The sequence below is a fragment of the Pseudomonas sp. AP19 genome (assembly GCF_001728855.1).
In the GTDB taxonomy this organism is placed as follows: Bacteria; Pseudomonadota; Gammaproteobacteria; order Pseudomonadales; family Pseudomonadaceae; genus Aquipseudomonas; species Aquipseudomonas fluorescens.
In genome coordinates, this window is record NZ_LXJP01000003.1 from 237,147 (window position 1) to 258,571 (window position 21,425).

At 61.1% G+C, this 21,425-nt stretch carries 17 protein-coding genes; 13 read left to right on the forward strand and 4 right to left on the reverse strand.

Annotated features, from left to right (window positions below; all coding sequences use genetic code 11):
• Window positions 1-46 precede the first annotated feature (46 nt).
• The 8 genes from tssE (at window position 47) to A7D21_RS04955 (ending at window position 13,439) form a co-directional block, all read left to right on the forward strand.
• Complete coding sequence (gene tssE / locus A7D21_RS04920; protein WP_053258817.1) at window positions 47-562, forward strand: type VI secretion system baseplate subunit TssE; 516 nt, start codon at window positions 47-49, stop codon at window positions 560-562.
• A complete protein-coding gene (tssF, locus tag A7D21_RS04925) occupies window positions 559-2,418 on the forward strand; it encodes a type VI secretion system baseplate subunit TssF (protein WP_053258688.1) in 1,860 nt (619 codons plus the stop codon). The genes tssE and tssF overlap by 4 nt, the downstream gene beginning before the upstream one ends.
• The gene (gene tssG, locus A7D21_RS04930; protein ID WP_069551172.1) at window positions 2,382-3,425 is read left to right on the forward strand and encodes a type VI secretion system baseplate subunit TssG; all 1,044 of its coding nucleotides are present in this window, start codon (window positions 2,382-2,384) and stop codon (window positions 3,423-3,425) included. Before tssF ends, tssG begins: the two co-directional genes overlap by 37 nt.
• Window positions 3,418-6,081, forward strand: a complete 2,664-nt coding sequence (gene tssH / locus A7D21_RS04935; RefSeq protein WP_053258690.1) for a type VI secretion system ATPase TssH — start codon at window positions 3,418-3,420, stop codon at window positions 6,079-6,081. The genes tssG and tssH overlap by 8 nt, the downstream gene beginning before the upstream one ends.
• 157 nt (window positions 6,082-6,238) lie before the next feature.
• Complete coding sequence (locus A7D21_RS04940; RefSeq protein WP_069551173.1) at window positions 6,239-8,179, forward strand: type VI secretion system Vgr family protein; 1,941 nt, start codon at window positions 6,239-6,241, stop codon at window positions 8,177-8,179.
• 15 nt (window positions 8,180-8,194) lie between these two features.
• Window positions 8,195-8,629, forward strand: coding sequence for a DcrB-related protein (locus tag A7D21_RS04945; RefSeq protein WP_069551174.1), 435 nt, complete (start codon window positions 8,195-8,197; stop codon window positions 8,627-8,629).
• 12 nt (window positions 8,630-8,641) lie between these two features.
• Window positions 8,642-12,976 (forward strand): RHS repeat-associated core domain-containing protein, encoded by a 4,335-nt coding sequence (locus A7D21_RS04950; RefSeq protein WP_141718197.1) that lies wholly within the window; start codon window positions 8,642-8,644, stop codon window positions 12,974-12,976.
• Window positions 12,963-13,439 (forward strand): hypothetical protein, encoded by a 477-nt coding sequence (locus A7D21_RS04955; protein ID WP_069551175.1) that lies wholly within the window; start codon window positions 12,963-12,965, stop codon window positions 13,437-13,439. Before A7D21_RS04950 ends, A7D21_RS04955 begins: the two co-directional genes overlap by 14 nt.
• A 120-nt stretch (window positions 13,440-13,559) precedes the next feature.
• Here A7D21_RS04955 and A7D21_RS04960 read toward each other — a convergent pair whose 3' ends face one another.
• The 3 genes from A7D21_RS04960 to A7D21_RS04970 all read right to left on the reverse strand — a co-directional run bounded on the left by A7D21_RS04960 (window position 13,560) and on the right by A7D21_RS04970 (window position 15,394).
• Window positions 13,560-13,835: an HU family DNA-binding protein gene (locus A7D21_RS04960; protein WP_003213368.1), complete on the reverse strand. Its 276-nt coding sequence runs from the start codon at window positions 13,833-13,835 to the stop codon at window positions 13,560-13,562.
• Window positions 13,836-14,026: 191 nt separating this feature from the next.
• Window positions 14,027-15,175, reverse strand: coding sequence for an NAD(P)/FAD-dependent oxidoreductase (locus tag A7D21_RS04965; RefSeq protein WP_069551176.1), 1,149 nt, complete (start codon window positions 15,173-15,175; stop codon window positions 14,027-14,029).
• A 51-nt stretch (window positions 15,176-15,226) separates the two neighbouring features.
• The gene (locus tag A7D21_RS04970) at window positions 15,227-15,394 is read right to left on the reverse strand and encodes a rubredoxin (protein WP_053258696.1); all 168 of its coding nucleotides are present in this window, start codon (window positions 15,392-15,394) and stop codon (window positions 15,227-15,229) included.
• Window positions 15,395-15,589: 195 nt separating this feature from the next.
• On the opposite strand from A7D21_RS04970, the gene A7D21_RS04975 reads away from it, so the two are divergent.
• Together A7D21_RS04975 and ubiA are read left to right on the forward strand one after the other, a co-directional pair.
• Window positions 15,590-16,153, forward strand: coding sequence for a chorismate lyase (locus A7D21_RS04975; protein WP_069551177.1), 564 nt, complete (start codon window positions 15,590-15,592; stop codon window positions 16,151-16,153).
• Window positions 16,153-17,043: a 4-hydroxybenzoate octaprenyltransferase gene (gene ubiA, locus A7D21_RS04980; protein ID WP_069551178.1), complete on the forward strand. Its 891-nt coding sequence runs from the start codon at window positions 16,153-16,155 to the stop codon at window positions 17,041-17,043. Before A7D21_RS04975 ends, ubiA begins: the two co-directional genes overlap by 1 nt.
• Before the next feature lie 32 nt (window positions 17,044-17,075).
• On the opposite strand, the gene A7D21_RS04985 is transcribed toward ubiA, so the two are convergent.
• Window positions 17,076-17,456 (reverse strand): hypothetical protein, encoded by a 381-nt coding sequence (locus A7D21_RS04985; RefSeq protein ID WP_069551179.1) that lies wholly within the window; start codon window positions 17,454-17,456, stop codon window positions 17,076-17,078.
• 153 nt (window positions 17,457-17,609) lie between these two features.
• On the opposite strand from A7D21_RS04985, the gene phoB reads away from it, so the two are divergent.
• The 3 genes from phoB (at window position 17,610) to A7D21_RS05000 (ending at window position 21,277) form a co-directional block, all read left to right on the forward strand.
• Window positions 17,610-18,299 (forward strand): phosphate regulon transcriptional regulator PhoB, encoded by a 690-nt coding sequence (phoB, locus tag A7D21_RS04990; protein ID WP_003195617.1) that lies wholly within the window; start codon window positions 17,610-17,612, stop codon window positions 18,297-18,299.
• A gap of 81 nt (window positions 18,300-18,380) precedes the next feature.
• A complete protein-coding gene (phoR, locus tag A7D21_RS04995; protein ID WP_207201206.1) occupies window positions 18,381-19,667 on the forward strand; it encodes a phosphate regulon sensor histidine kinase PhoR in 1,287 nt (428 codons plus the stop codon).
• Between the two features lie 269 nt (window positions 19,668-19,936).
• Window positions 19,937-21,277 carry a hemolysin family protein gene (locus tag A7D21_RS05000; RefSeq protein ID WP_053258701.1) on the forward strand — a complete coding sequence of 447 codons (1,341 nt, stop codon included), beginning with the start codon at window positions 19,937-19,939 and terminating at the stop codon, window positions 21,275-21,277.
• Window positions 21,278-21,425 lie beyond the last annotated feature (148 nt).

The following is a 21,425-nucleotide window of genomic DNA, read 5'->3' on the forward strand; positions in this document are numbered from 1 at the left end:
TGCTGCACAACCGTCCCTCTCACAACCCGTCCGTGGAGCTGCTTTGGTGGTAACTGAAATCGCTTCCCGCGACCGTCTGCAACCGTCCTTGCTGGACCGGCTGACCGACGACGACCCAACCAATCCCAAGGAAAGCGCCGACAAACGCGTGCTGTCCCTGACCCAATTGAAAGCCTCGGTTCTGCGCGACCTAGCGTGGCTGCTCAACACCACGTCGTTGCTGGATGCCGATGCCACGCTGCACACCGCGGCCGGTACGTCGGTGGTCAATTACGGCCTGCCGGCACTGGCTGGCAACAGCGTTTCCAGTGTTGATATCAAGGCCCTGGAAGCCCTGATCTACCAGGCGATTGCCACCTTTGAGCCACGTATTCTGCGCCACACACTGCGCGTCAAAGCCCGCGTCGGCCATGGCGAGATGAACCACAATGCGCTGAGCTTCGAGATCGAAGGCGACCTGTGGGCACAGCCGGTGCCGTTGCGCCTGTTGCTGCAAACCGACCTCGACCTGGAGTCCGGGCATGTGCGCGTAGTGAATGCCGACCAGCGGAGACGCCCATGAACCCGCGCCTGCTGGAGCTGTACAACCAGGAACTGCACCACGTGCGCGAAAGCGCCGCCGAGTTCGCCAAGGAATACCCGAAGATCGCCAGTCGGCTGACCCTGTCCGGTATGGACTGCGCCGACCCGTACGTCGAACGTTTGCTTGAGGGCTTTGCCTACCTCACCGCCCGCGTACAGCTCAAGCTCGACGCCGAGTACCCGACCTTCACCCATAACCTGCTGGAAATCGCCTACCCGCACTACTTGGCGCCGACGCCGTCGATGACCGTGGTGCAATTGCAGACCGACCCCGACGAAGGCTCCCTGGCCAGCGGTTTCCCGCTGCCCCGCGACACGGTGTTGCGCGCCGCACTGGGTCGCGAAACTCAGACCTGCTGCGAGTACCGCACCGCACATCCGGTGACGTTGTGGCCGTTGCAGGTCAGCGGCGCCGAATACTTCGGCAACCCCGCCGCCGTACTCGGTCGCCTGGCTGCCAGCGAGCCGAAAGCCAAGGCCGGCTTGCGCCTGACCCTGCGCACTGGCGCCGAGTTACCGTTCAACAGCCTCGACCTCGACAGCCTGCCGCTGTACCTCAGCGGCGCCGATGAGCAACCGTTCCGCCTCTACGAACAATTGCTCGGCAACGCCTGCGCGGTGTTTGCACGCAAGCCCGGCGGTGACTGGGTTGAACGCCTGCCGCAAGACGCGCTGCGCTCACGGGGTTTTGACGATGCCGACGCAGCCATGCCGGTGGTGGCGCGCGCGTTTCAGGGCTACCGGTTGTTGCAGGAATACTTCGCCCTGCCCCATCGCTTCCTGTTCGTCGAGTTCGCCGAACTGAGCCGTGCAGTCAAACGCTGCGACGGCCAGGAGCTGGAACTGATCGTGCTGTTCGACCGCCACGAGCCGAGCCTGGAAGGCAGTGTCGGCGCGGCGCAGTTCATGCCGTTCTGCACGCCGGCGATCAACCTGTTCCCGAAACGCGTGGACCGTATCCACCTGTCCGACCGCGTCAACGAACACCATGTAATCGCTGACCGCACCCGGCCGATGGATTTCGAGATTCATTCGCTGAGCGGCATCACTGGGCACGGCACCGGGCCGGAGCAGCCGTTCCTGCCGTTCTACGCGGTGCGCGACCCGTCGCGCTATGGTCGCGACAAAGCGTATTACACCGTACGCCGCGAACCACGCGTGCTGTCCAGCGACCAACGCCGTAACGGCCCGCGCTCCACCTATGTGGGCAGCGAAACCTTCGTCAGCCTGGTCGACAGCCAGCAAGCGCCGTACCGCCACGACCTGCGCCAACTCGGCGTAACCGCACTGTGCACCAACCGCGATTTGCCGCTGTTCATGAGTGTGGGCAACGGCAAGACCGACTTCACCCTGGCCGACAGCGCCCCGGTATTGTCCGTACGCTGTGTGGCCGGCCCGAGTCGCCCGCGCGCCAGCCATGCCCACGACGCCAAGGCCTGGCGCCTGATCAGCCAGTTGTCGCTCAACTACCTGTCGCTGAGCGAGCAAGGCCAGGGCGCGGGCGCCTTGCGCGAACTGCTGCGCTTGTACGGCGACAGCAATGACGCGGCCCTGCAATTGCAGATCGAAGGCCTGCGCGAAGTCAGCAGCAAAGCCGTGACCCGGCGCCTGCCGATGCCGGGTCCGATCGTGTTTGGCCGCGGCTTGGAAATCACCCTGGAATTTGATGAAAACGCGTTTCGCGGCACCGGCGTGTTCCTGCTCGGTGCGGTGCTGGAGCGCTTTCTGGCACGTTACGTGTCGATCAACAGTTTTACCGAGACGGTGATCCGTACCACCGAACGCGGCGAGATCATGCGATGGAAAGCCAAGCCCGGGCGGCGTCCGACCCTGTGAACACACTGGATGCGATGCATCAGGAGCCCTGGGAATACGATTTCTTTCAGGCACTGCGGCGTATCGAGTGCGAATCGCCAGAGCTGCCGCGCCTGGGCCATTCCCTGCGCCTGGCGGATGACCCGTTACGCCTGGGGCAGCAAGCCGATTGCACGTTCGCCCCGGCCACCCTGGCCTCGGTCGATCCCGGCGGCGACGGTAAGCCTGCGCGGCTGGAACAGTTCTTCTTTGGCCTCGGCGGCCCCAACGGCCCGTTGCCGCTGCACATCACCGAGTACGTGCGCGAGCGTCAGCGCAATAACGCCGACAGCACCAGCAAACAGTTTTTGGACGTGTTCCACCATCGCCTGCTCAGCCTGTTCTACCGGGCCTGGGCCGAAGCGCGGCCGACGGTCAGCCACGACCGACCGGACGATGATTACTGGTCGGCACGCCTGGCAGCACTGAGCGGCCGAGGTATGCCGAGCCTGCTGAATCAGGGGCTGATTCCCGACACGGCGAAGCTGCATTACAGCGGCCACTTGTCGGCACAGACCCGCTACCCGGACGGTTTGAAGGCGATCCTCAGCGAATACTTTGGCTTGCCCGTTGAGATTGAAGAATACGTCGGCCAGTGGCTGGAACTGCCCGAGCGCAGCCGCGTCAGTGTCAGCGCCAATCAACTGGGCGTGGACTTTTGCCTGGGCAGCCACGTGTGGGACCGCCAGCATAAGTTTCGCATCCGCCTGGGCCCGCTCAAGCTGGATGACTACATGGGCATGCTGCCTGGCAGCCAGCCGTTCAACGAGCTGGTGGCATGGGTGGCCGAGTACCTGGGCCATGAATTGGACTGGGACTTGAACCTGGTTTTGCAACAACCTGAAGTCCCGAAGCTGCAGCTTAACGGCCAGTTCCGCCTGGGCTTCAACACATGGCTCGGCTGCCCTGCGCACGACGCCAACGACCTAATCCTGGCTCGGCATTACGCCGATCACGCCAGCACCTCAAGGAATCCAGAGCATGGGTGAAATCAGTCGCGCCGCACTGTTCGGCAAACTCAACAGCGTGGCCTACAAGGCCATCGAAGCCGCCACCGTGTTCTGCAAACTGCGGGGCAACCCGTACGTGGAACTGGCTCACTGGTTTCACCAACTGCTGCAGTTGCAGGACTCGGACCTGCACCGCATCGTCCGCCAGTTCAACGTGGAGCCGGCGCGCCTGGCCCGCGACCTGACCGAAGCCCTGGACCGCCTGCCGCGCGGCTCGACGTCAATCACCGACCTGTCGTCCCATGTGGAAGAAGCCGTGGAACGCGGCTGGGTCTACGGCAGCCTGATGTTCGGCGAGAGCCAGGTGCGCACCGGTTACCTGGTACTCGGCATTCTCAAGACACCGAGCCTGCGCAATGCGCTGCTGGGCTTGTCTTCCGAGTTCAACAAGATCAAGGCCGACACCCTGAGCGAACGCTTTGACGAATACGTCGGCGACTCGCCGGAAAACGCCCTCAGTGCCAACGACGGATTTAATGCCGGCGCAGTCCCGGGCGAGGCCAGTGGTGCCATGGCGCCGAGCGCGATGGGTAAGCAGGAAGCGCTCAAGCGCTTCACCGTCGACCTCACCGAACAGGCCCGCAGCGGCAAGCTCGACCCGATCGTTGGGCGTGATGAAGAGATCCGCCAACTGGTCGACATCCTGATGCGTCGGCGCCAGAACAACCCGATCCTCACGGGTGAAGCCGGCGTGGGCAAGACTGCCGTGGTCGAAGGTTTCGCCCTGCGCATCGTCGCCGGTGACGTGCCGCCCGCACTCAAAGACGTGGAACTGCGCAGCCTCGATGTGGGCCTGCTGCAAGCCGGTGCCAGCATGAAAGGCGAGTTCGAGCAGCGCCTGCGCCAAGTCATCGAGGATGTGCAGGCTTCGCCCAAACCGATCATTCTGTTTATCGACGAAGCCCACACCCTGGTGGGTGCCGGTGGCGCCGCCGGCACCGGTGATGCGGCCAACCTGCTCAAGCCCGCCCTCGCCCGCGGCACCTTGCGCACCGTCGCCGCCACGACCTGGGCCGAGTACAAAAAACACATCGAAAAAGACCCGGCGTTGACCCGCCGCTTCCAAGTGGTGCAAGTCGCCGAGCCGTCGGAAGACAAGGCGCTGTTGATGATGCGCGGCGTGGCCTCGACCATGGAAAAACACCATCAGGTGCAGATCCTTGATGAAGCCCTGGAAGCTTCGGTGAAGCTGTCGCACCGCTACATTCCTGCCCGCCAGCTACCGGATAAATCCGTGAGCCTGCTGGACACCGCTTGCGCGCGTGTTGCCATCAGCCTGCACGCGGTGCCCGCCGAAGTGGACGACAGCCGCCGCCGCATCGAGGCGCTGGAAACCGAGCTGCAAATCATCGCCCGCGAGCATGCCATTGGCATCGTGATTGGCGCGCGCCAAAGCAACAGCGAAGCCCTGCTGAGCGCTGAACGTGAACGCCTCGCAACCCTGGAAAGCCGCTGGGCCGAAGAGAAAGCGCTGGTGGACGAGTTGCTCGCCACTCGCGCGACGCTGCGTGAGAAGGTCGGTGAAGTCGACAGCGGCAACGATGCATTGCGCGCACAGCTGGTGGACCTGCAACAACGCCTCACTGCCCTGCAAGGCGAAACCCCGCTGATCCTGCCAACCGTGGATTACCAGGCGGTGGCCTCGGTGGTCGCCGACTGGACCGGCATTCCCGTGGGCCGCATGGCGCGCAACGAACTGGAGACGGTGCTCAACCTCGACCAGCACCTGAAAAAACGCATCATCGGCCAGGACCACGCCCTGCAGATGATCGCCAAACGCATCCAAACCTCTCGCGCCGGCCTCGACAACCCGAGCAAGCCCATTGGCGTGTTCATGCTCGCCGGCACGTCCGGCGTGGGCAAGACCGAAACCGCCCTGGCCCTGGCCGAAGCCATGTACGGCGGTGAGCAGAACGTGATCACCATCAACATGAGCGAGTTCCAGGAAGCCCATACCGTGTCGACCCTCAAGGGCGCGCCGCCGGGCTATATCGGCTATGGCGAAGGCGGTGTGCTGACCGAAGCGGTACGGCGCAAACCCTACAGCGTCGTGCTGTTGGACGAGGTCGAAAAAGCCCACCCGGACGTGCATGAAATCTTCTTCCAGGTGTTCGACAAGGGCGTGATGGAAGACGGTGAAGGCCGCGTGATCGACTTCAAGAACACCCTGATTCTGCTGACCACCAACGCCGGCACTGAGCTGATCTCCCGCGTCTGCAAAGACCCGGCGAACATGCCTGAGCCAGAAGACATCGCCAAGGCCTTGCGCCAGCCGCTGCTGGAGATTTTCCCACCGGCATTGCTTGGCCGTTTGGTGACGATCCCTTACTACCCGCTGAGCGACGAGATGCTCAAGGCAATCACCCGCCTGCAACTCAACCGCATCAAAAAGCGCGTGGAGAATACGCACAAAGTCGCTTTCGACTACGACGACGCGGTGGTCGACTTGATCGTCTCACGCTGCACCGAAACCGAAAGCGGCGGGCGCATGATCGACACCATCCTCACCAACAGCCTGTTGCCGGACATGAGCCGTGAATTCCTCACGCGCATGCTCGAAGGCAAGGCGCTGGCGGGTGTGCGCATCAGCAGCCGGGACAATGAATTGCACTACGACTTCAACGACGCCGATTGACCTGACGGAATGCGATCACAACGGCGGGAGGGGGCTTGCCCCGATAGCGGTGAATCAGTCACCTCAGGCATCAACTGACGCACTGCTATCGGGAGCAAGCCCCCTCCCACAGTTGAATTCGGTTTCTTCAGCTATTAAGTCATTTACGGGTTAACCGATGCTATTCAACCAAGCCTCACGCCTGGCCAAGATCACCAGCCCCCTGGGGGCGGATGTGCTGTTGCTCAATGAAATGGGGGGCGGCGAAGAGCTGGGCCGCTTGTTCAACTATGAGCTGCAACTGACCTCGCTCGACGCCAACATCGACCTCAACCAGCTGCTGGGCAAGCCGATGAGTGTGAGCGTGCAACTGGCGGACGGTGGCGAGCGGCATTTCCACGGCATCGTCGCGCGGTGCAGCCAGAACATCGACCAGGGCCAGTTCGCCAGTTACCAAGTGACGCTGCGCCCATGGTTCTGGCTGCTGAGCCGCACCTCGGACTGTCGGATTTTCCAGAACCTGAGCATCCCGCAGATCATCAAGCAGGTGTTTCGCGACCTGGGCTTTTCCGACTTCGAAGACGCCCTGAGCCGCCCGTACCGCGAGTGGGAATACTGCGTGCAGTACCGCGAAACCAGCTTCGACTTCGTCAGCCGGTTGATGGAACAGGAAGGTATCTACTACTTTTTCCGCCATGAACAGGACCGCCATGTGCTGGTGCTGGCCGACGCCTATGGCGCCCACACCACCGTGCCGGGCTACGCGTCGATTCCGTACTACCCCAAGGACGAGCAGCAGCGCGAACGCGACCATATGCACAACTGGCACCTGGCGCACGAAGTGCAGCCGGGGTCGCTGGAGCTGAACGACTACGACTTCCAGCGCCCCAGCGCGAGCATCGACGTGCGCTCGGCGATGCCGCGCCCGCACACTGCCGGCGACTACCCGTTGTACGACTACCCCGGCACTTATGTGCAAAGTGAAGACGGCGAACACTACGCGCGCACCCGCATCGAAGCCTTGCAAACCCTGCATGAGCAGATCGAGTTCAGCGGCAACGCGCGCGGCCTCGGTTCGGGCCACTTGTTCAGCCTCACCGGCTTCAGCCGCCAGGACCAGAACCGCGAATACCTGATCGTCGGTTGCCGTTACTACATCGTCCAGGAAAGCCTGGAAAGCGGCGGCGGCTCAGGCTCGGCGCAATTCGAAAGCAGCCTCACCTGCATCGATGCCCAACAAAGTTTTCGCCCTTTGGCCAACACCCACCGACCGATTGTCAAAGGCCCGCAGACGGCCTTGGTGGTCGGCCCCAAAGGTGAAGAAATCTGGACCGACCAGTATGGCCGCGTGAAGGTGCACTTTTACTGGGACCGCCATGACCAATCCAACGAAAACAGCTCATGCTGGATTCGTGTATCGCAATCCTGGGCCGGTAAGAACTGGGGCTCGATGCAGATCCCGCGGATCGGCCAGGAAGTGATTGTGAGCTTTCTGGAAGGTGACCCGGACCGGCCGATCATTACCGGCCGGGTGTACAACGCCGAGCAGACGGTGCCTTACGACCTGCCGGAGAATGCCACCCAGAGCGGTATGAAAAGTCGCTCCAGCAAGGGCGGCACCCCAGCCAACTTCAATGAAATCCGCATGGAGGACAAGAAGGGGCTGGAGCAGTTGTATATCCATGCCGAGCGCAATCAGGACATCGTGGTGGAAGTGGATGAAAGCCACGCCGTCGGGCATGACCGCAACAAAAGCATTGGGCATAACGAAACGGTGACCATCGGTAATAACCGTACGCGCATCGTCAAGCAGGAGGACGTCCTCTTGGTCGGCCAGCGCAAGACCGACAGCATCAGCCAGAGCTATGTCATCGAAGTGGGTGAAAACCTGCGCCTGGTCTGCGGCGAAAGCATCCTGGAGCTGAATGCCAGCGGGCAGATCAACCTCACCGGGGTGAATATCAGTTTCTATGCCAGCGGTGATGCCGAGTTCAACACCAAGGGCGTACTGCACTTGAACAACGGCCACGGCCCCGGCGCCACACCCGATGGCCAGGGCATCAAAAAAAGCATCGACGCCAATATCAAAGCCGTTTTCCCCGCGCCTAAAAGCTCCTGACGAGACCTGTTTGCCATGACGTACCGAATCAACGAATTTCAGTTCCAGCTGCCGGCCGCAGAGTTGCAGGACGCAACGATCAATATCCTCAAGTTCCCCGAGCTGGGCACGTCTCTGATCGTCAGCCGCAGCTTGCTCGCCGAAGGCGAAACCCTGCACAGCAACTTCGACGACCAGCTCAAGCGTCTGGAAAAACAGGTGCAGGACTTGCGCTGCCAACCGAGCGTCACCGTGCGACTGGGCGCCGCTCAAGAGGTGGAAGGTATCGAGTTGCGCAGCCAGTTCAACAAGGGCAATGACAAGGTGTTCCAGTATCAGTTGGCGCTGGTGTTGCCGGGTACGCGCAAGATGCTCGCCTTGAGTTATGTGAAGGCCGAAAAACTCGGGGAAGCCGAGGCAACGCACTGGGCATTGATAAAAAATTCGCTGTCGTTCGACGCTATCTCCTGATGAGCAACCTGCATGTCTGACGCGTTATGGGCGGCCCGGATGGGCGATGCGCTATCCCACACCTCGATGATGGCGGACATCCTCGGCGGTGTGCTGGAAGTGGCGGCCAATATCGCGATTACTGCGGTCGCGACCGCTGCCGTGGTGGCCGCCACCGGCATTACCGTGGCCACCGGCGGCCTCGGCTGCTTCCTGCTGGGCGCGGTAGTGGGCACGATTGTCGGCCTGGCCATGAGCAAGAGTGGCGCGGACAAAGGGCTGACCAAGATATGCGATGCCTTTAGCAACGCCTTATTTCCGCCCACCGTGCAGGCGAACATTCTCACCGGCTCCACCAACACCCTCACCAATAACATCCCCGCCGCCCGCGCGGCAGGGGCGATCAGCTCCCATGTCACACCGGCCGGCACCGAGCTGGAAGAAACCAAGCCTGAGCCAGAGCCCAGTTACCTGGACATGGCCGAAGGCTTCTTCTCGCAGATGTGGCGCCCCACCGTCGCAACGCCCGCGCCAGGCGCCGTGCCGAAGCCGCTGGACCTGGTCGTGTGCATGAAGCACCCGCCAATGCCGCCGCAGTTTCTTGCCGAAGGCTCGGAAAAGGTCACGATCAATGGTCAGCCCGCTGTGCGCAGTGGTGATCGCAGTACCTGCGATGCGACGGTGGTGTCGTCCGGTTTGATCTCATCCAACGTGACCATTGGTGGCGGTTCGGTGGTGGTGCGTGAAATTCGCAGCGGCAAGACGCCTGGCGTCGGGCTGGCGGTTACAGCGCTGTTGATGCTCAAGGGTGGCAAGGGCAAGTTCTTCAGCAAGTTGCCGTGCATGTTGGTCAGCGGCGCCACTTCGATGGCCATCAGCAGTGCGATGGGCGCTGCGGCCAACGCCGCGATGGGCTCGTCGAACCCGGTGCATGCCGCGACGGGCGCAAAGGTACTGGGCGACGTCGACGACCTGGATTTTGTGCTGCCGGGTATCCTGCCGATTGACTGGCAGCGCTTCTACAACAGCCGCGATGAACGCCCGAGCAGCCTGTTTGGCGCCGGTTGGAGCGTGCCCTACGAGGTGTGCGTCGACATTCAGCCGCATCCCGAGGGCGGCGAAACGCTCGTGTATACCGACGAGCAGGGCCGGCCCATCGACATGGGCTCCATTCCGTTGGGCGGCGCAGTGTTCAGCGCGGGCGAAGGGCTTGCGGTGCGGCGACACCTCAATGGGCAATTGCTGATCGAAAGCGACGACGGCATGTACCGTTTGTTCGAACCGGCGCCCGCAAACTCGACACGACTGCGCCTGAGCCAATTGGGTGATCGTAACGACAACCGTATCTACCTCGACTATGACGAAGCCGGGCACTTGGTGCGTCTGCGCGACACGTTCGATCTGGTGCAGGTTGAGCTGATCCGTGATCAGGGCTATGTGAGCCGCATTGAACGCCTGTACCCGGATCAACGTCGCGAGGTGCTGGTGAGCTACGGCTACGACGCGGCGGGCAATCTCGCGCAAGTGCGCGATGCAACCGATCAAGTCCAGCGGCGCTTCGCCTACGATGCCGGGCGCCGAATGGTGGAACATCAATTGCCCACCGGATTGCGCTGTTTCTATGAGTGGGTACTGGTTGAAGGCCTGGAATGGCGCGTGGTTAGGCATTGGACCGATGAGGGCGACGCTTACCAGTTCGACTATGACCTGCAGGCCGGTATTACGCGCATCACCGATGGCCTGCAGCGTGTGAGCACGCGGTACTGGAACACTCAGCACCAGATCATTCAGTACAGCGACAACCTCGGCCAGACTTGGCTATTCGAATGGAACGACGAACGCCAATTGCTCAGCGCGACTGATTCGTTGGGTGGGCGCTATGAATACAGCTACGATGAGAGCGGCAACGTAATCGGCGAAACCGACCCGCTGGGCCGCAGTGATTCGACCTTGTGGCTGGAACATTGGGCATTGCCGCTGGTGGAAACCGACGCGGCCGACAACAGCTGGCAATATCGCTATGACCCACGCGGTAACTGCATTGCCGAGACCGATCCGCTGGGTTATATCACCCGCTATCGCTATGACGCCCATGGCCAGATCGTGGAGATTGTCGACGCCACCGGCAAAAGCAAAAAACTGCGCTGGAATGCATTCGGGCAGTTGGTCGAGCATATCGATTGCTCGGGCTACCCGACGCGTTTCAGCTACGACGACCGTGGCTATTTGCAGGTCATCACCGATGCACTTGGTGAACGCACGCAGTTCAGCTATGACGCTCAGGGCCGCTTGCTCAGCAGCCAATTACCGGATGGGCGCACCGAGTTGTATCAGCGCAACGCCAGCGGGCAGTTGGTGGGCTACACCGACCCCGCCGGGCACACCACGCTCTACCAACACAACCGGCGTGGCCAGGTCCGTCAGCGCACCGACGCCCATGGTCGACAGGTGCAGTTTGGGTATGACAGCTACGGGCGGCTGCAAGCGCTGGTCAACGAGAACGGTGAAAGCTATCGGTTTGCATGGGACGCCGGGGATCGGCTGACCGAGCAGCAAGACCTCGACGGCAGCGCCAAGCGCTACGACTACGACTTGCTCGACAACATCACGGCGGTGACTGCGCTTCCTGCGCCTTATGGCAATGGACTGGCGGTAGTGCCCGAGACGCCACCCGCGCCCATCGTTCATCGGCTGGAGCGTGATGCGCTCGGGCGACTGGTCGCCAAAACCACCGACGATGGCCGCACCGACTACAGCTACGATGCCGTGGATCAGCTCACGGCTGTGACCTTCACTGATCTGCAAGGCAATTCCCAAGCCTTGGCTTTCGCCTACGACGCTGTCGGCCAGTTGCTTGCCGAACAGAGTGCCGCCGGCAACCTGCAACATCACTACGACGAACTCGGCAACCTGATCCAGACCCAACTGCCGGACGGGCGCTGGCTCAATCGCCTGTACTACGGCAGCGGCCACCTGCATCAGATCAACCTCGACGGTCAGGTCATCAGCGACTTCGAACGCGACCGCCTGCACCGCGAAGTGCTGCGCACCCAAGGCCAGCTCAGCACCCGCAGCGAATACGACCGCAGCGGCCGCCTGCGTTCACGCCAACGCCGCCTGAACAGCCAGCCATCGCTGATGCCGGCGGCAACGCAAAAGCAATTCGAATACGACCCCGCCGACAACCTGATCGGCAAGCTCGACCAGCAAACCACCGCGCAACATCGCCAACTGCTGCACTACGACGCCACCGGCCGCATCATCGCCAGCCAGGACAGCCTGCACGGCCAGCGCGAAACCTTCGCCTATGACGCCGCCGCCAACCTGCTGGACGGCCCGCAAGCGGGTGCCGGGTTGGTGGTGCATAACAAGCTGCTGACGTATCAGGACAAGCGTTATCGCTACGACGCGTTTGGGCGGATGGTCGAGAAGCGCAGTGCCAAGCGTGGCGTGCAGCGGTTTGCGTATGACGCTGAGAGCCGGTTGGTTGAGGTGCGTAATGACGATGGCAGCGTGGTCAGGATGGCTTACGACCCGCTGGGGCGCAGGGTTGGGAAAACCGAGCATGGCGGTGATGGGTATCCGCTGGGGGAAACGCAGTTCATGTGGGATGGCCTGCGTTTATTGCAGGAGCATAAACACAGTCAGACAAGCCTGTACGTTTATGAGGATGAAGGCTATCAACCTCTGGCTCGCGTGGACGGTGCCGGGCCGCTGCAAAAAATTCGTTACTACCACAATGATCTGAATGGGTTGCCGGAACAGCTGACAGAGGTGGATGGCCACATGCTCTGGCAGGCGACTTATCGGGTGTGGGGCAACACGCTGGAAGAGGTGCGAGAGCCTTATTACATTGAGGAGCAGAACCTGAGGTTTCAGGGACAGTATCTGGACCGCGAGACGGGGCTGCATTTCAATACGTTCAGGTTTTATGATCCGGATGTGGGGCGGTTTACCACTCCCGACCCGGTGGGGTTGGAGGGAGGTTTCAACCTCTACCAATACTCACCGAACCCCCTTACATGGATCGATCCATGGGGGCTGAAGACCTGCTATCACAAGAGAACGAAGAGTGAGATCAAAAAAATACGCGCCAACTTCGACAAAAAAGGTGGTGCCAAAGAGAAGTACATGAAAAAAATGGCCAAAGACCCCAAATCACTTCAGAAATATGGTCCGGCCGGGGTAGATAGAATGAAAAAAGGCCAAGTTCCCGAGGGCTTTGACGTGCATCATAAAAAGCCAATATTCAGGGGTGGCAATAACCGCCAGAGCAACCTTGAACTCATGGACAAGTCCTACCACAAAGCTAATAGCAAAGCCCTGCATTGGTATCCTGAAGGGGAAAATCCATATGGACTCAATTAATAACGCCCGATGCCAGCTCTGCAAAGAGACATTTGAGCTGGACGCGAAGCAACAACAATTCATTGCACCGCTCCTTGCAAAAGGCCAGCGTTTTATCATGATTGAGTGCCCTTCCTGCGGTTCTTCAACGCAATACGTGAAGGCTGAGCAACCCCCAATCACAGCACCGCAGCCTGCCAATTATCGGTGCCCGATTAGCCAATGCGCCGGCTGGGTTGATCTGATTGATGAGCAATCTCCGCCCTTTTGGGGCTGTGGCGAGTGCGGCAGCGTTTGGTATGAAGGAAAAAACCTACAAAAAGAAATTACAGCAATCATGAACTTGTATCCGTATAGAGCCAGCAGCTACAAGCAATTGAATGGAGAATGGATTCCCGGGAATTTAAACTCAGAACCTGCGAACTACGAAGAGCTCGTCGCAAAAGAATCGCCAGACGGGCATGACGAGTTAGTTCGGGGATAAACGTGACGACGCCAAGATGCATTGAAAGCTGTGATTACACAGCCCAACAAAAATGGGCACCCAACCCAGTCGGCGTGCCCATTTTCTTACCAACCCGCCTCCCTTCAGACGGTCCTGCTCTTACGGGTTGACGCTGTCTTTGAGCGACTTGCCCGGCTTGAACGCAACGGTGTTGCTCGCCTTGATCTTCACAGGCTCACCGGTTTGCGGGTTTTTGCCGGTGCGGGCGCCGCGGTGGCGTTGCAGGAAGGTGCCGAAGCCAACCAGTGTGACGCTGTCCTTGCGGTGCAGGGCGCCGGTGATTTCTTCGAGAACGGCGTTGAGGACGCGGTTGGCCTGTTCTTTGGTGAGATCCGCTTTTTCAGCGATGGCGGCTGCGAGTTCTGGTTTACGCATAAGTGAAGCCTCTTTGACGGTTTTTTGTTGTTATGTCCGTGCTGCTCTCTTATGGAGCAACGCCCAAGGCGCCGCAGGCTCTACTCTGCGGCAGACGGGAGTGAGGATGGCATGCCCTCGCACGCTCCGCCAGTCTCGCGGCGACCTTTCTAGAGCGAAAAACAGGGTTATTCCGACAGAACGACCGGTATTTACGCCAGCAACGGCGGAAGTTCTTTGTTCAAGGCCAGTTTTTCCATAACCGCACTGCCGGTCAGCGCGTAACCCAGCAGGCGGCCGCTGGCGTCGCGGCACAAGGCCTTGATGTCGGCGCCCTGCCCTTCGACGCTCCACACACCTTCGGTGCCGCGTGGCGGGGGCGAGACTACCAGCGGGCAGATCGGGGTTTTCACGGTGATCGGCATCGGCCCATAGCTGACGGCCGTAGCGTTACCGGCCAGGGTCTGGGCCAGGGCCCGGGCGCAGCTCATCAGTGGCATCACGTAGAGCAGGTTGAGGCCGTCAACCTCGGCGCAGTCGCCCAGGGCGTAGATGTTGGCGTGGGAGGTCTTGAGGTGGCGGTCCACCATGATTCCACGGTTGATTTGCAGGCCGGCAGCGGCGGCAAGGTCGATGCGCGGGCGCAGGCCGATGGCCGAGACCACCAGGTCGCAGTGGATGACCTCACCGTCCGACAGGTGCGCTTCCAGGCCGTCAGCGCTACGCTGCAGGCGGTTGAGCACCGGGCCCAGGTGGAAACGCGCACCAAGGCCTTCCAGGCCGGCTTGCACTGCTGCAGCGGCGGCGGGATGCAGCAGGGTCGGCATGACCTGCTCGCACGGCGCCACCAGGTCGATTTCGTAACCGCCGAGGATCAGGTCGTTGGCGAACTCGCAGCCGATCAGGCCGGCGCCCAGCACCAGCACGCGGCGCTTGCCGGCGGCAGCGGCGCGAAAGCGGGCGTAGTCTTCGAGGTCGTTGATCGGGAAAATCAGCTCAGCCCCATCACCTTCAACCGGAACGCGCACAGTTTCTGCGCCCCACGCCAGGATCAGGTCGCGATAGGCCACCGCTTCCTCGCTGATCCACAGGCGCTTGTGGCCTGGGTCGATGCCGCTGATGCGCGTGTGGGTGCGCACTTCGGCCTTGAGTTGCTCGGCCATGGCACCCGGTTCAGCCATGCTCAGGCCATCGGCTTCCTTGTTCTTGCCAAAGCCGGTGGAGAGCATGGGCTTGGAGTAGGAGCGCCCATCATCCGCGGTGATCAGCAGCAATGGGGTCTCGCTGTCGAGCTTGCGAAACTCCCGGGCCACGTTGTAACCGGCCAATCCTGTGCCGATGATCACGACAGGTGCGTTCATTCCTTTCTCCTTGTAGTACGTTTCTTAAACTCAGTGCTTAAATTCGAGGCATTAACCGATTTCGATCATTTCGAAATCCATTTTGCCCACGCCGCAGTCCGGGCACAGCCAATCTTCAGGGACGTCCTGCCACTGCGTGCCCGGTGCGATACCGTCATCCGGCCAGCCGTCTTTTTCGTCATAGATCAGGCCGCAGACTACACATTGCCACTTCTTCATTACTTGCTTCCTCAGGGTCCAGGCATCTTGGCCGACGGTCGATAGACCTACGTTGCCGTGCGGCTCAGGGCGTTTTGTACTGATCGGGGCCGGCAGATGCAAGCACGATCGACGCATGGGGCCGGTTCAGCACGGCAAAAGCCCAGGACGCCATGGTAAGCTCGCCGCCTCTTTTGCTGCCAATACTGACTCACCGTGCCGCACTCAATCGCCCTTCCCGATGCTTGCCAATGGCTGACCCAGAGCCTTCTGAGCCCTTTGCCCGCGCCTTTGACCCTCGATTGGCTGTTCGACGAAGGCTCGCTGACGCGCCGGCTCACGCGGCTGTCCAACGATGGGTTCAGCGTCACGCCGCTGTTCGAAGGCTGGCAGCCGTTGCGCGAGGATGAATGTGCGGCGCTGGGCCTGGCCCCGGCCACTGTCGGTTGGGTGCGCGAGGTGTATCTGCGCGGGCATGGCCAGCCGTGGGTGTTCGCCCGCAGCGTGGCGGCGCGCAGTGCCCTGCAGGGCGACGGGTTGCATATGGACGCGTTGGGCAGCCGTTCGTTGGGCGAGTTGCTGTTTTGCGATCACGCCTTCACCCGCCAGCCCATCGAGGTGTGCCATTACCCACGGCAATGGCTGCCGAGCGCGGACCAGGCCGACGGCTTGTGGGGGCGCCGCTCACGCTTTGATCGCGGGCCGCTGAGTGTGCTGGTGGCGGAAATTTTCCTGCCGAGCTTCTGGCACGCGTTGCATGACCATCCGGAGAACTGCTGATGTATCAACGCCTGCTTAAATCCTTGAACCGCCTGAACCCCAGGGCCTGGGATTTCATTCAGTTGACCCGCATGGACAAGCCCATCGGCATCTACCTGCTGCTATGGCCAACGCTGTGGGCGCTGTGGATCGCCGGCAAGGGCTCGCCGTCCTTGATCAATATCGTGATTTTTGTACTGGGTGTGGTGCTGACCCGCGCCGGGGGCTGCGTGATCAATGACTGGGCAGACCGCAAGGTCGACGGCCATGTGAAACGCACCGAGCAACGCCCGCTGGTAAGCGGCAAGATCAGCGCCAAAGAGGCACTGGTGTTTTTCGCCGTGTTGATGGGCATCAGTTTCCTTCTCGTGCTGCTGACCAACGCCACCACCATCCTGCTGTCCCTCGGCGGTTTGGCGCTGGCGGCGAGCTACCCGTTCATGAAGCGCTACACCTATTACCCGCAAGTGGTGTTGGGCGCGGCGTTTTCGTGGGGCATGCCAATGGCGTTCACCGCCGAGACGGGCCACCTGCCTGCCACTGCGTGGCTGCTGTACATCGCCAATTTGCTGTGGACGGTGGGTTACGACACGTATTACGCGATGACCGATCGCGACGATGATTTGAAGATCGGGGTGAAATCCACGGCCATTCTGTTTGGCGATGCCGACCGCGTGATCATCCTCACCCTGCAAGGCCTGTCACTGGTCTGCCTGTTGCTGGCGGGCGCAAGGTTCGAGCTGGGAGGCTGGTTCCACCTTGGATTGCTGGCGGCGGCGGGCTGTTTTGCCTGGGAGTTCTGGTACACCCGCGACAAAGACCGCATGAAATGCTTCAAGGCGTTTTTGCACAACCACTGGGCCGGGTTGGCGATTTTTGTCGGGATTGTGGCGGATTACGGGTTTCGATGAGGGGCCAGGCCCCTCATCGCCAGCGGGTTTAACTAAGGCTTGGCGACCTTCCAGGCGCCGTCCATTTTGCCTTCACCGGTCATGTCACCGGCCTTCTTGTCCATGACGAAGGTGTAGAGCGGTTTGCCGCTGTAGGCCCACTGGCTCTTTTGATCGTCACGGGTGATGACGGTCCATTTGCCCATCGGCTTGTCGGTGGATTCGGCCATCAACGGCGGCCAGTTGGTGGCGCACTTGTCGTTGCACATGGACTTGTCACCAGAATCCTTGGCGAAGGTGTAGAGCGTCATACCCTTGTGATCCACCAACATGCCGTCTTTGGTCATCGCAGGCTCGGCCGCAAACGCCAGGGTCGGCAGCGTCAACGCGGCCGTTACCAGCAGGGCTTTCCAGGAAAAAGTACTGTGAGTCATCGGAACCTTCCTTTTGTGGTTGTCAGGATTCGGACCCAAAGGGTAGTCCAGAGTGCCAAGAATTGCCCAAGCGACTAAATTACTGTCACACGACTGCAATAATTCCGTTATCTAATGCGGCGCAAGACAGTTAAATGACAAGAGGATTTAGGCATGGTTGGCAGGAGCATTCTGATCGTTGACGACGAAGCGCCCATTCGCGAGATGATCGCCGTTGCGTTGGAAATGGCCGGCTATGACTGCCTGGAGGCGGAGAACTCCCAGCAGGCCCACGCCATCATTGTCGACCGCAAGCCGGACCTGATCCTGCTCGACTGGATGCTGCCCGGCACATCCGGTATCGAACTGGCCCGCCGCCTCAAGCGTGACGAGCTGACCGGGGATATCCCGATCATCATGCTCACCGCCAAGGGTGAAGAGGACAACAAGATCCAGGGCCTGGAAGTTGGCGCTGATGACTACATCACCAAGCCATTTTCCCCACGTGAACTGGTCGCCCGTCTGAAAGCTGTATTGCGCCGCGCCGGCCCTACCGATGGCGAAGCGCCGATCGAAGTCGACGGCCTGATTCTGGACCCGATCAGCCACCGCGTGACCATCGACGGCAAGCCGGCCGAGATGGGCCCGACCGAATATCGCCTGCTGCAATTTTTCATGACCCACCAGGAGCGCGCCTACACCCGTGGCCAATTGCTCGACCAGGTGTGGGGCGGCAATGTGTACGTGGAAGAGCGCACCGTGGACGTGCATATCCGCCGCCTGCGCAAAGCCTTGGGCGATGCCTACGAGAATCTGGTACAAACCGTGCGCGGCACCGGCTACCGCTTTTCCACCAAAGGCTGAGCCAGCCCTTCCCTTCCTTAACAGCTGACAAGGACGCATGTTTAAGTGAACCAGAACTGGCATGGCACCCTGATCCGCCACATGCTGCTGTTGATCACCGGCTGCCTGGTGGTAGGCCTGGTCAGCGGCTATTACGGCTGGAGCCTGGCCGTCGGTATCGGCCTGTATCTGGGCTGGACGCTCAAACAGCTGCTCCGCCTGCATGAATGGCTGCGCCAACACAAACCCGATGAAGCACCACCCGATGGCTACGGCCTGTGGGGCGAGGTGTTCGACAGCATCTACCACCTGCAACGCCGCGACCAACGGGTACGCGGGCGCCTGCAAGCGGTGATCGACCGTGTGCAGGAGTCCACCGCCGCGCTCAAAGACGCGGTAATCATGCTCGACAGCGACGGCAACCTGGAATGGTGGAACCGCGCCGCCGAGACCCTGCTGGGCCTCAAGACGCCTCAGGACAGTGGCCAGCCGGTGACCAACCTGGTGCGCCACCCGCGCTTCAAAGAGTATTTCGAGCAGGAAAACTACGAAGAAGCCCTGGAAATCCCTTCGCCCACCAACGACCGTGTGCGTATCCAGCTGTACCTGACCCGCTACGGCAACAACGAACACCTGATGCTGGTGCGCGACGTCACCCGCATCCACCAGTTGGAACAAATGCGCAAAGACTTCGTCGCCAATGTGTCCCATGAGCTGCGCACGCCGCTGACGGTGATCTGTGGCTACCTGGAGACGCTGCTGGACAACGTCGACGAGATCAACCCGCGCTGGAGCCGAGCCCTGCAACAGATGCAACAGCAAGGTTCACGCATGCAGACACTGCTCAACGACCTGCTGTTGCTGGCCAAGCTTGAGGCCACCGACTACCCGTCGGATAACCATCCGGTGGCGGTGCAAAGCCTGTTGCAGACCATCAAGAACGACGCCCAGGCGCTTTCCGGTGAACGCGGGCAGCAGATCAGTCTGGAAGCCGACCCGCTGGTTTTGCTCAAAGGCAGTGAGGGCGAGTTGCGCAGCGCTTTTTCCAACCTGGTGTTCAACGCCGTGAAGTACACCCAGGACAAGGGCAATATCCGCATCCGCTGGTGGGCTGACGAGCACGGCGCACACCTGAGCGTGCAGGATTCCGGTATCGGCATCGACGCCAAGCACCTGCCCCGCCTGACCGAGCGCTTCTACCGCGTCGACTCCAGCCGCAACTCCAACACCGGCGGCACCGGGCTGGGCCTGGCCATCGTCAAACACGTGCTGCTGCGCCACCGTGCACGGCTGGAAATCAGCAGCGTGCTGGGCCATGGCAGCACCTTTACCTGCCACTTTCCGCCAGCGCAGGTGACCCGCTCGCGGGTGATCGACACCGAGGAATAACCCGAAAACGACGCTGGACTGAGTGTGGGAGCGGGCTTGCTCGCGGAGGCAGCAGGTCAGCTATGAATGTGTTGGCTGACCCACCGCCTTCGCGAACAAGCCCGCTCCCACATTGGACATGCCGCGTGTGGACGTATGTATTCCAGGCCCCGCCCGGCAGCGGGCACTAGGCAAGCGCCCCGCCAGCCGCTACATTGGCCGACTTGCGCCTGCTTTTCAGGCCCTCCTGTCATCCCTCATTGAACACACGGAACCTGCAAAACCCCATCATGGACCCTTCCCCTGGTATCACCCTCGCCACACTCTTCGCCGACTTCGGCATGATTCTTTTTGCACTGATCCTGGTACTGCTCAACGGTTTCTTCGTTGCGGCGGAATTTGCCATGGTCAAATTGCGCGCCACTCGAGTCGAGGCCATCGCCCACAAAAACGGCTGGCGCGGGCAGATCCTGCGCACCGTGCACAGCCAGCTCGACGCCTATCTGTCGGCCTGCCAGCTGGGTATCACCCTCGCCTCCCTGGGCCTGGGCTGGGTCGGTGAGCCGGCCTTTGCGCACATCCTCGAGCCGTTGCTGGGCGCCGTGGGCGTGCAATCGCCTGAAGTGATCAAGGGCGTGTCGTTCTTTGCCGCCTTCTTCGTGATTTCTTACCTGCACATCGTGGTCGGTGAATTGGCACCCAAATCCTGGGCGATTCGCAAACCCGAGTTGCTGTCGCTGTGGACGGCAGTGCCGTTGTACCTGTTCTACTGGGCGATGTACCCGGCGATCTACCTGCTCAACGCCAGCGCCAACGCCATCTTGCGTATCGCCGGCCAAGGCGAGCCTGGCCCACACCATGAGCACCATTACAGCCGCGAAGAACTCAAGCTGATCCTGCACTCAAGCCGTGGCCAGGACCCGAGCGATCAGGGCATGCGCGTGCTCGCCTCTGCGGTGGAAATGGGCGAACTGGAAGTGGTGGACTGGGCCAACTCCCGGGAAGACCTGGTGACCCTGGACTTCAACGCCCCGCTCAAGGAAATCCTGGCGCTGTTCCGCCGTCACAAATTCAGTCGCTACCCGGTGTACGACGCGGTGCGCAACGAGTTCGTCGGCCTGCTGCACATCAAGGACCTGCTGCTGGAACTGGCGGCCCTGGACCACATCCCCGAGTCGTTCAACCTGGCCGAGCTGACCCGCCCGCTGGAGCGCGTGTCGCGGCACATGCCGTTGTCGCAGTTGCTGGAGCAGTTCCGCAAAGGCGGCGCGCACTTCGCCCTGGTGGAAGAAGCCGATGGCAAGATCATCGGCTACCTGACCATGGAAGATGTGCTGGAAGTGTTGGTCGGCGATATCCAGGACGAACACCGCAAGGCCGAGCGCGGCATCCTCGCCTACCAGCCGGGCAAACTGCTGGTGCGTGGCGATACGCCGCTGTTCAAGGTGGAACGCCTGCTGGGCGTCGACCTGGACCACATCGAAGCCGAAACCCTGGCCGGTTTGATCTACGACACCCTCAAGCGGGTGCCGGAAGAGGAAGAAGTGCTGGAAGTTGAAGGCTTGCGCATCATCATCAAGAAGATGAAAGGGCCGAAGATCGTGTTGGCCAAGGTGCTGTTGCTCGATTGAGCAACAACACCTTCGGCTAAACACTGAAGATCAAAATGTGGGAGCGGGCTTGCTCGCGAAAGCAGGGTGTCAGTCATCGAAGATGTTGACTGATACACCGCCTTCGCGAGCAAGCCCGCTCCCACATTGGTTATGGGGCGCGGTGTAG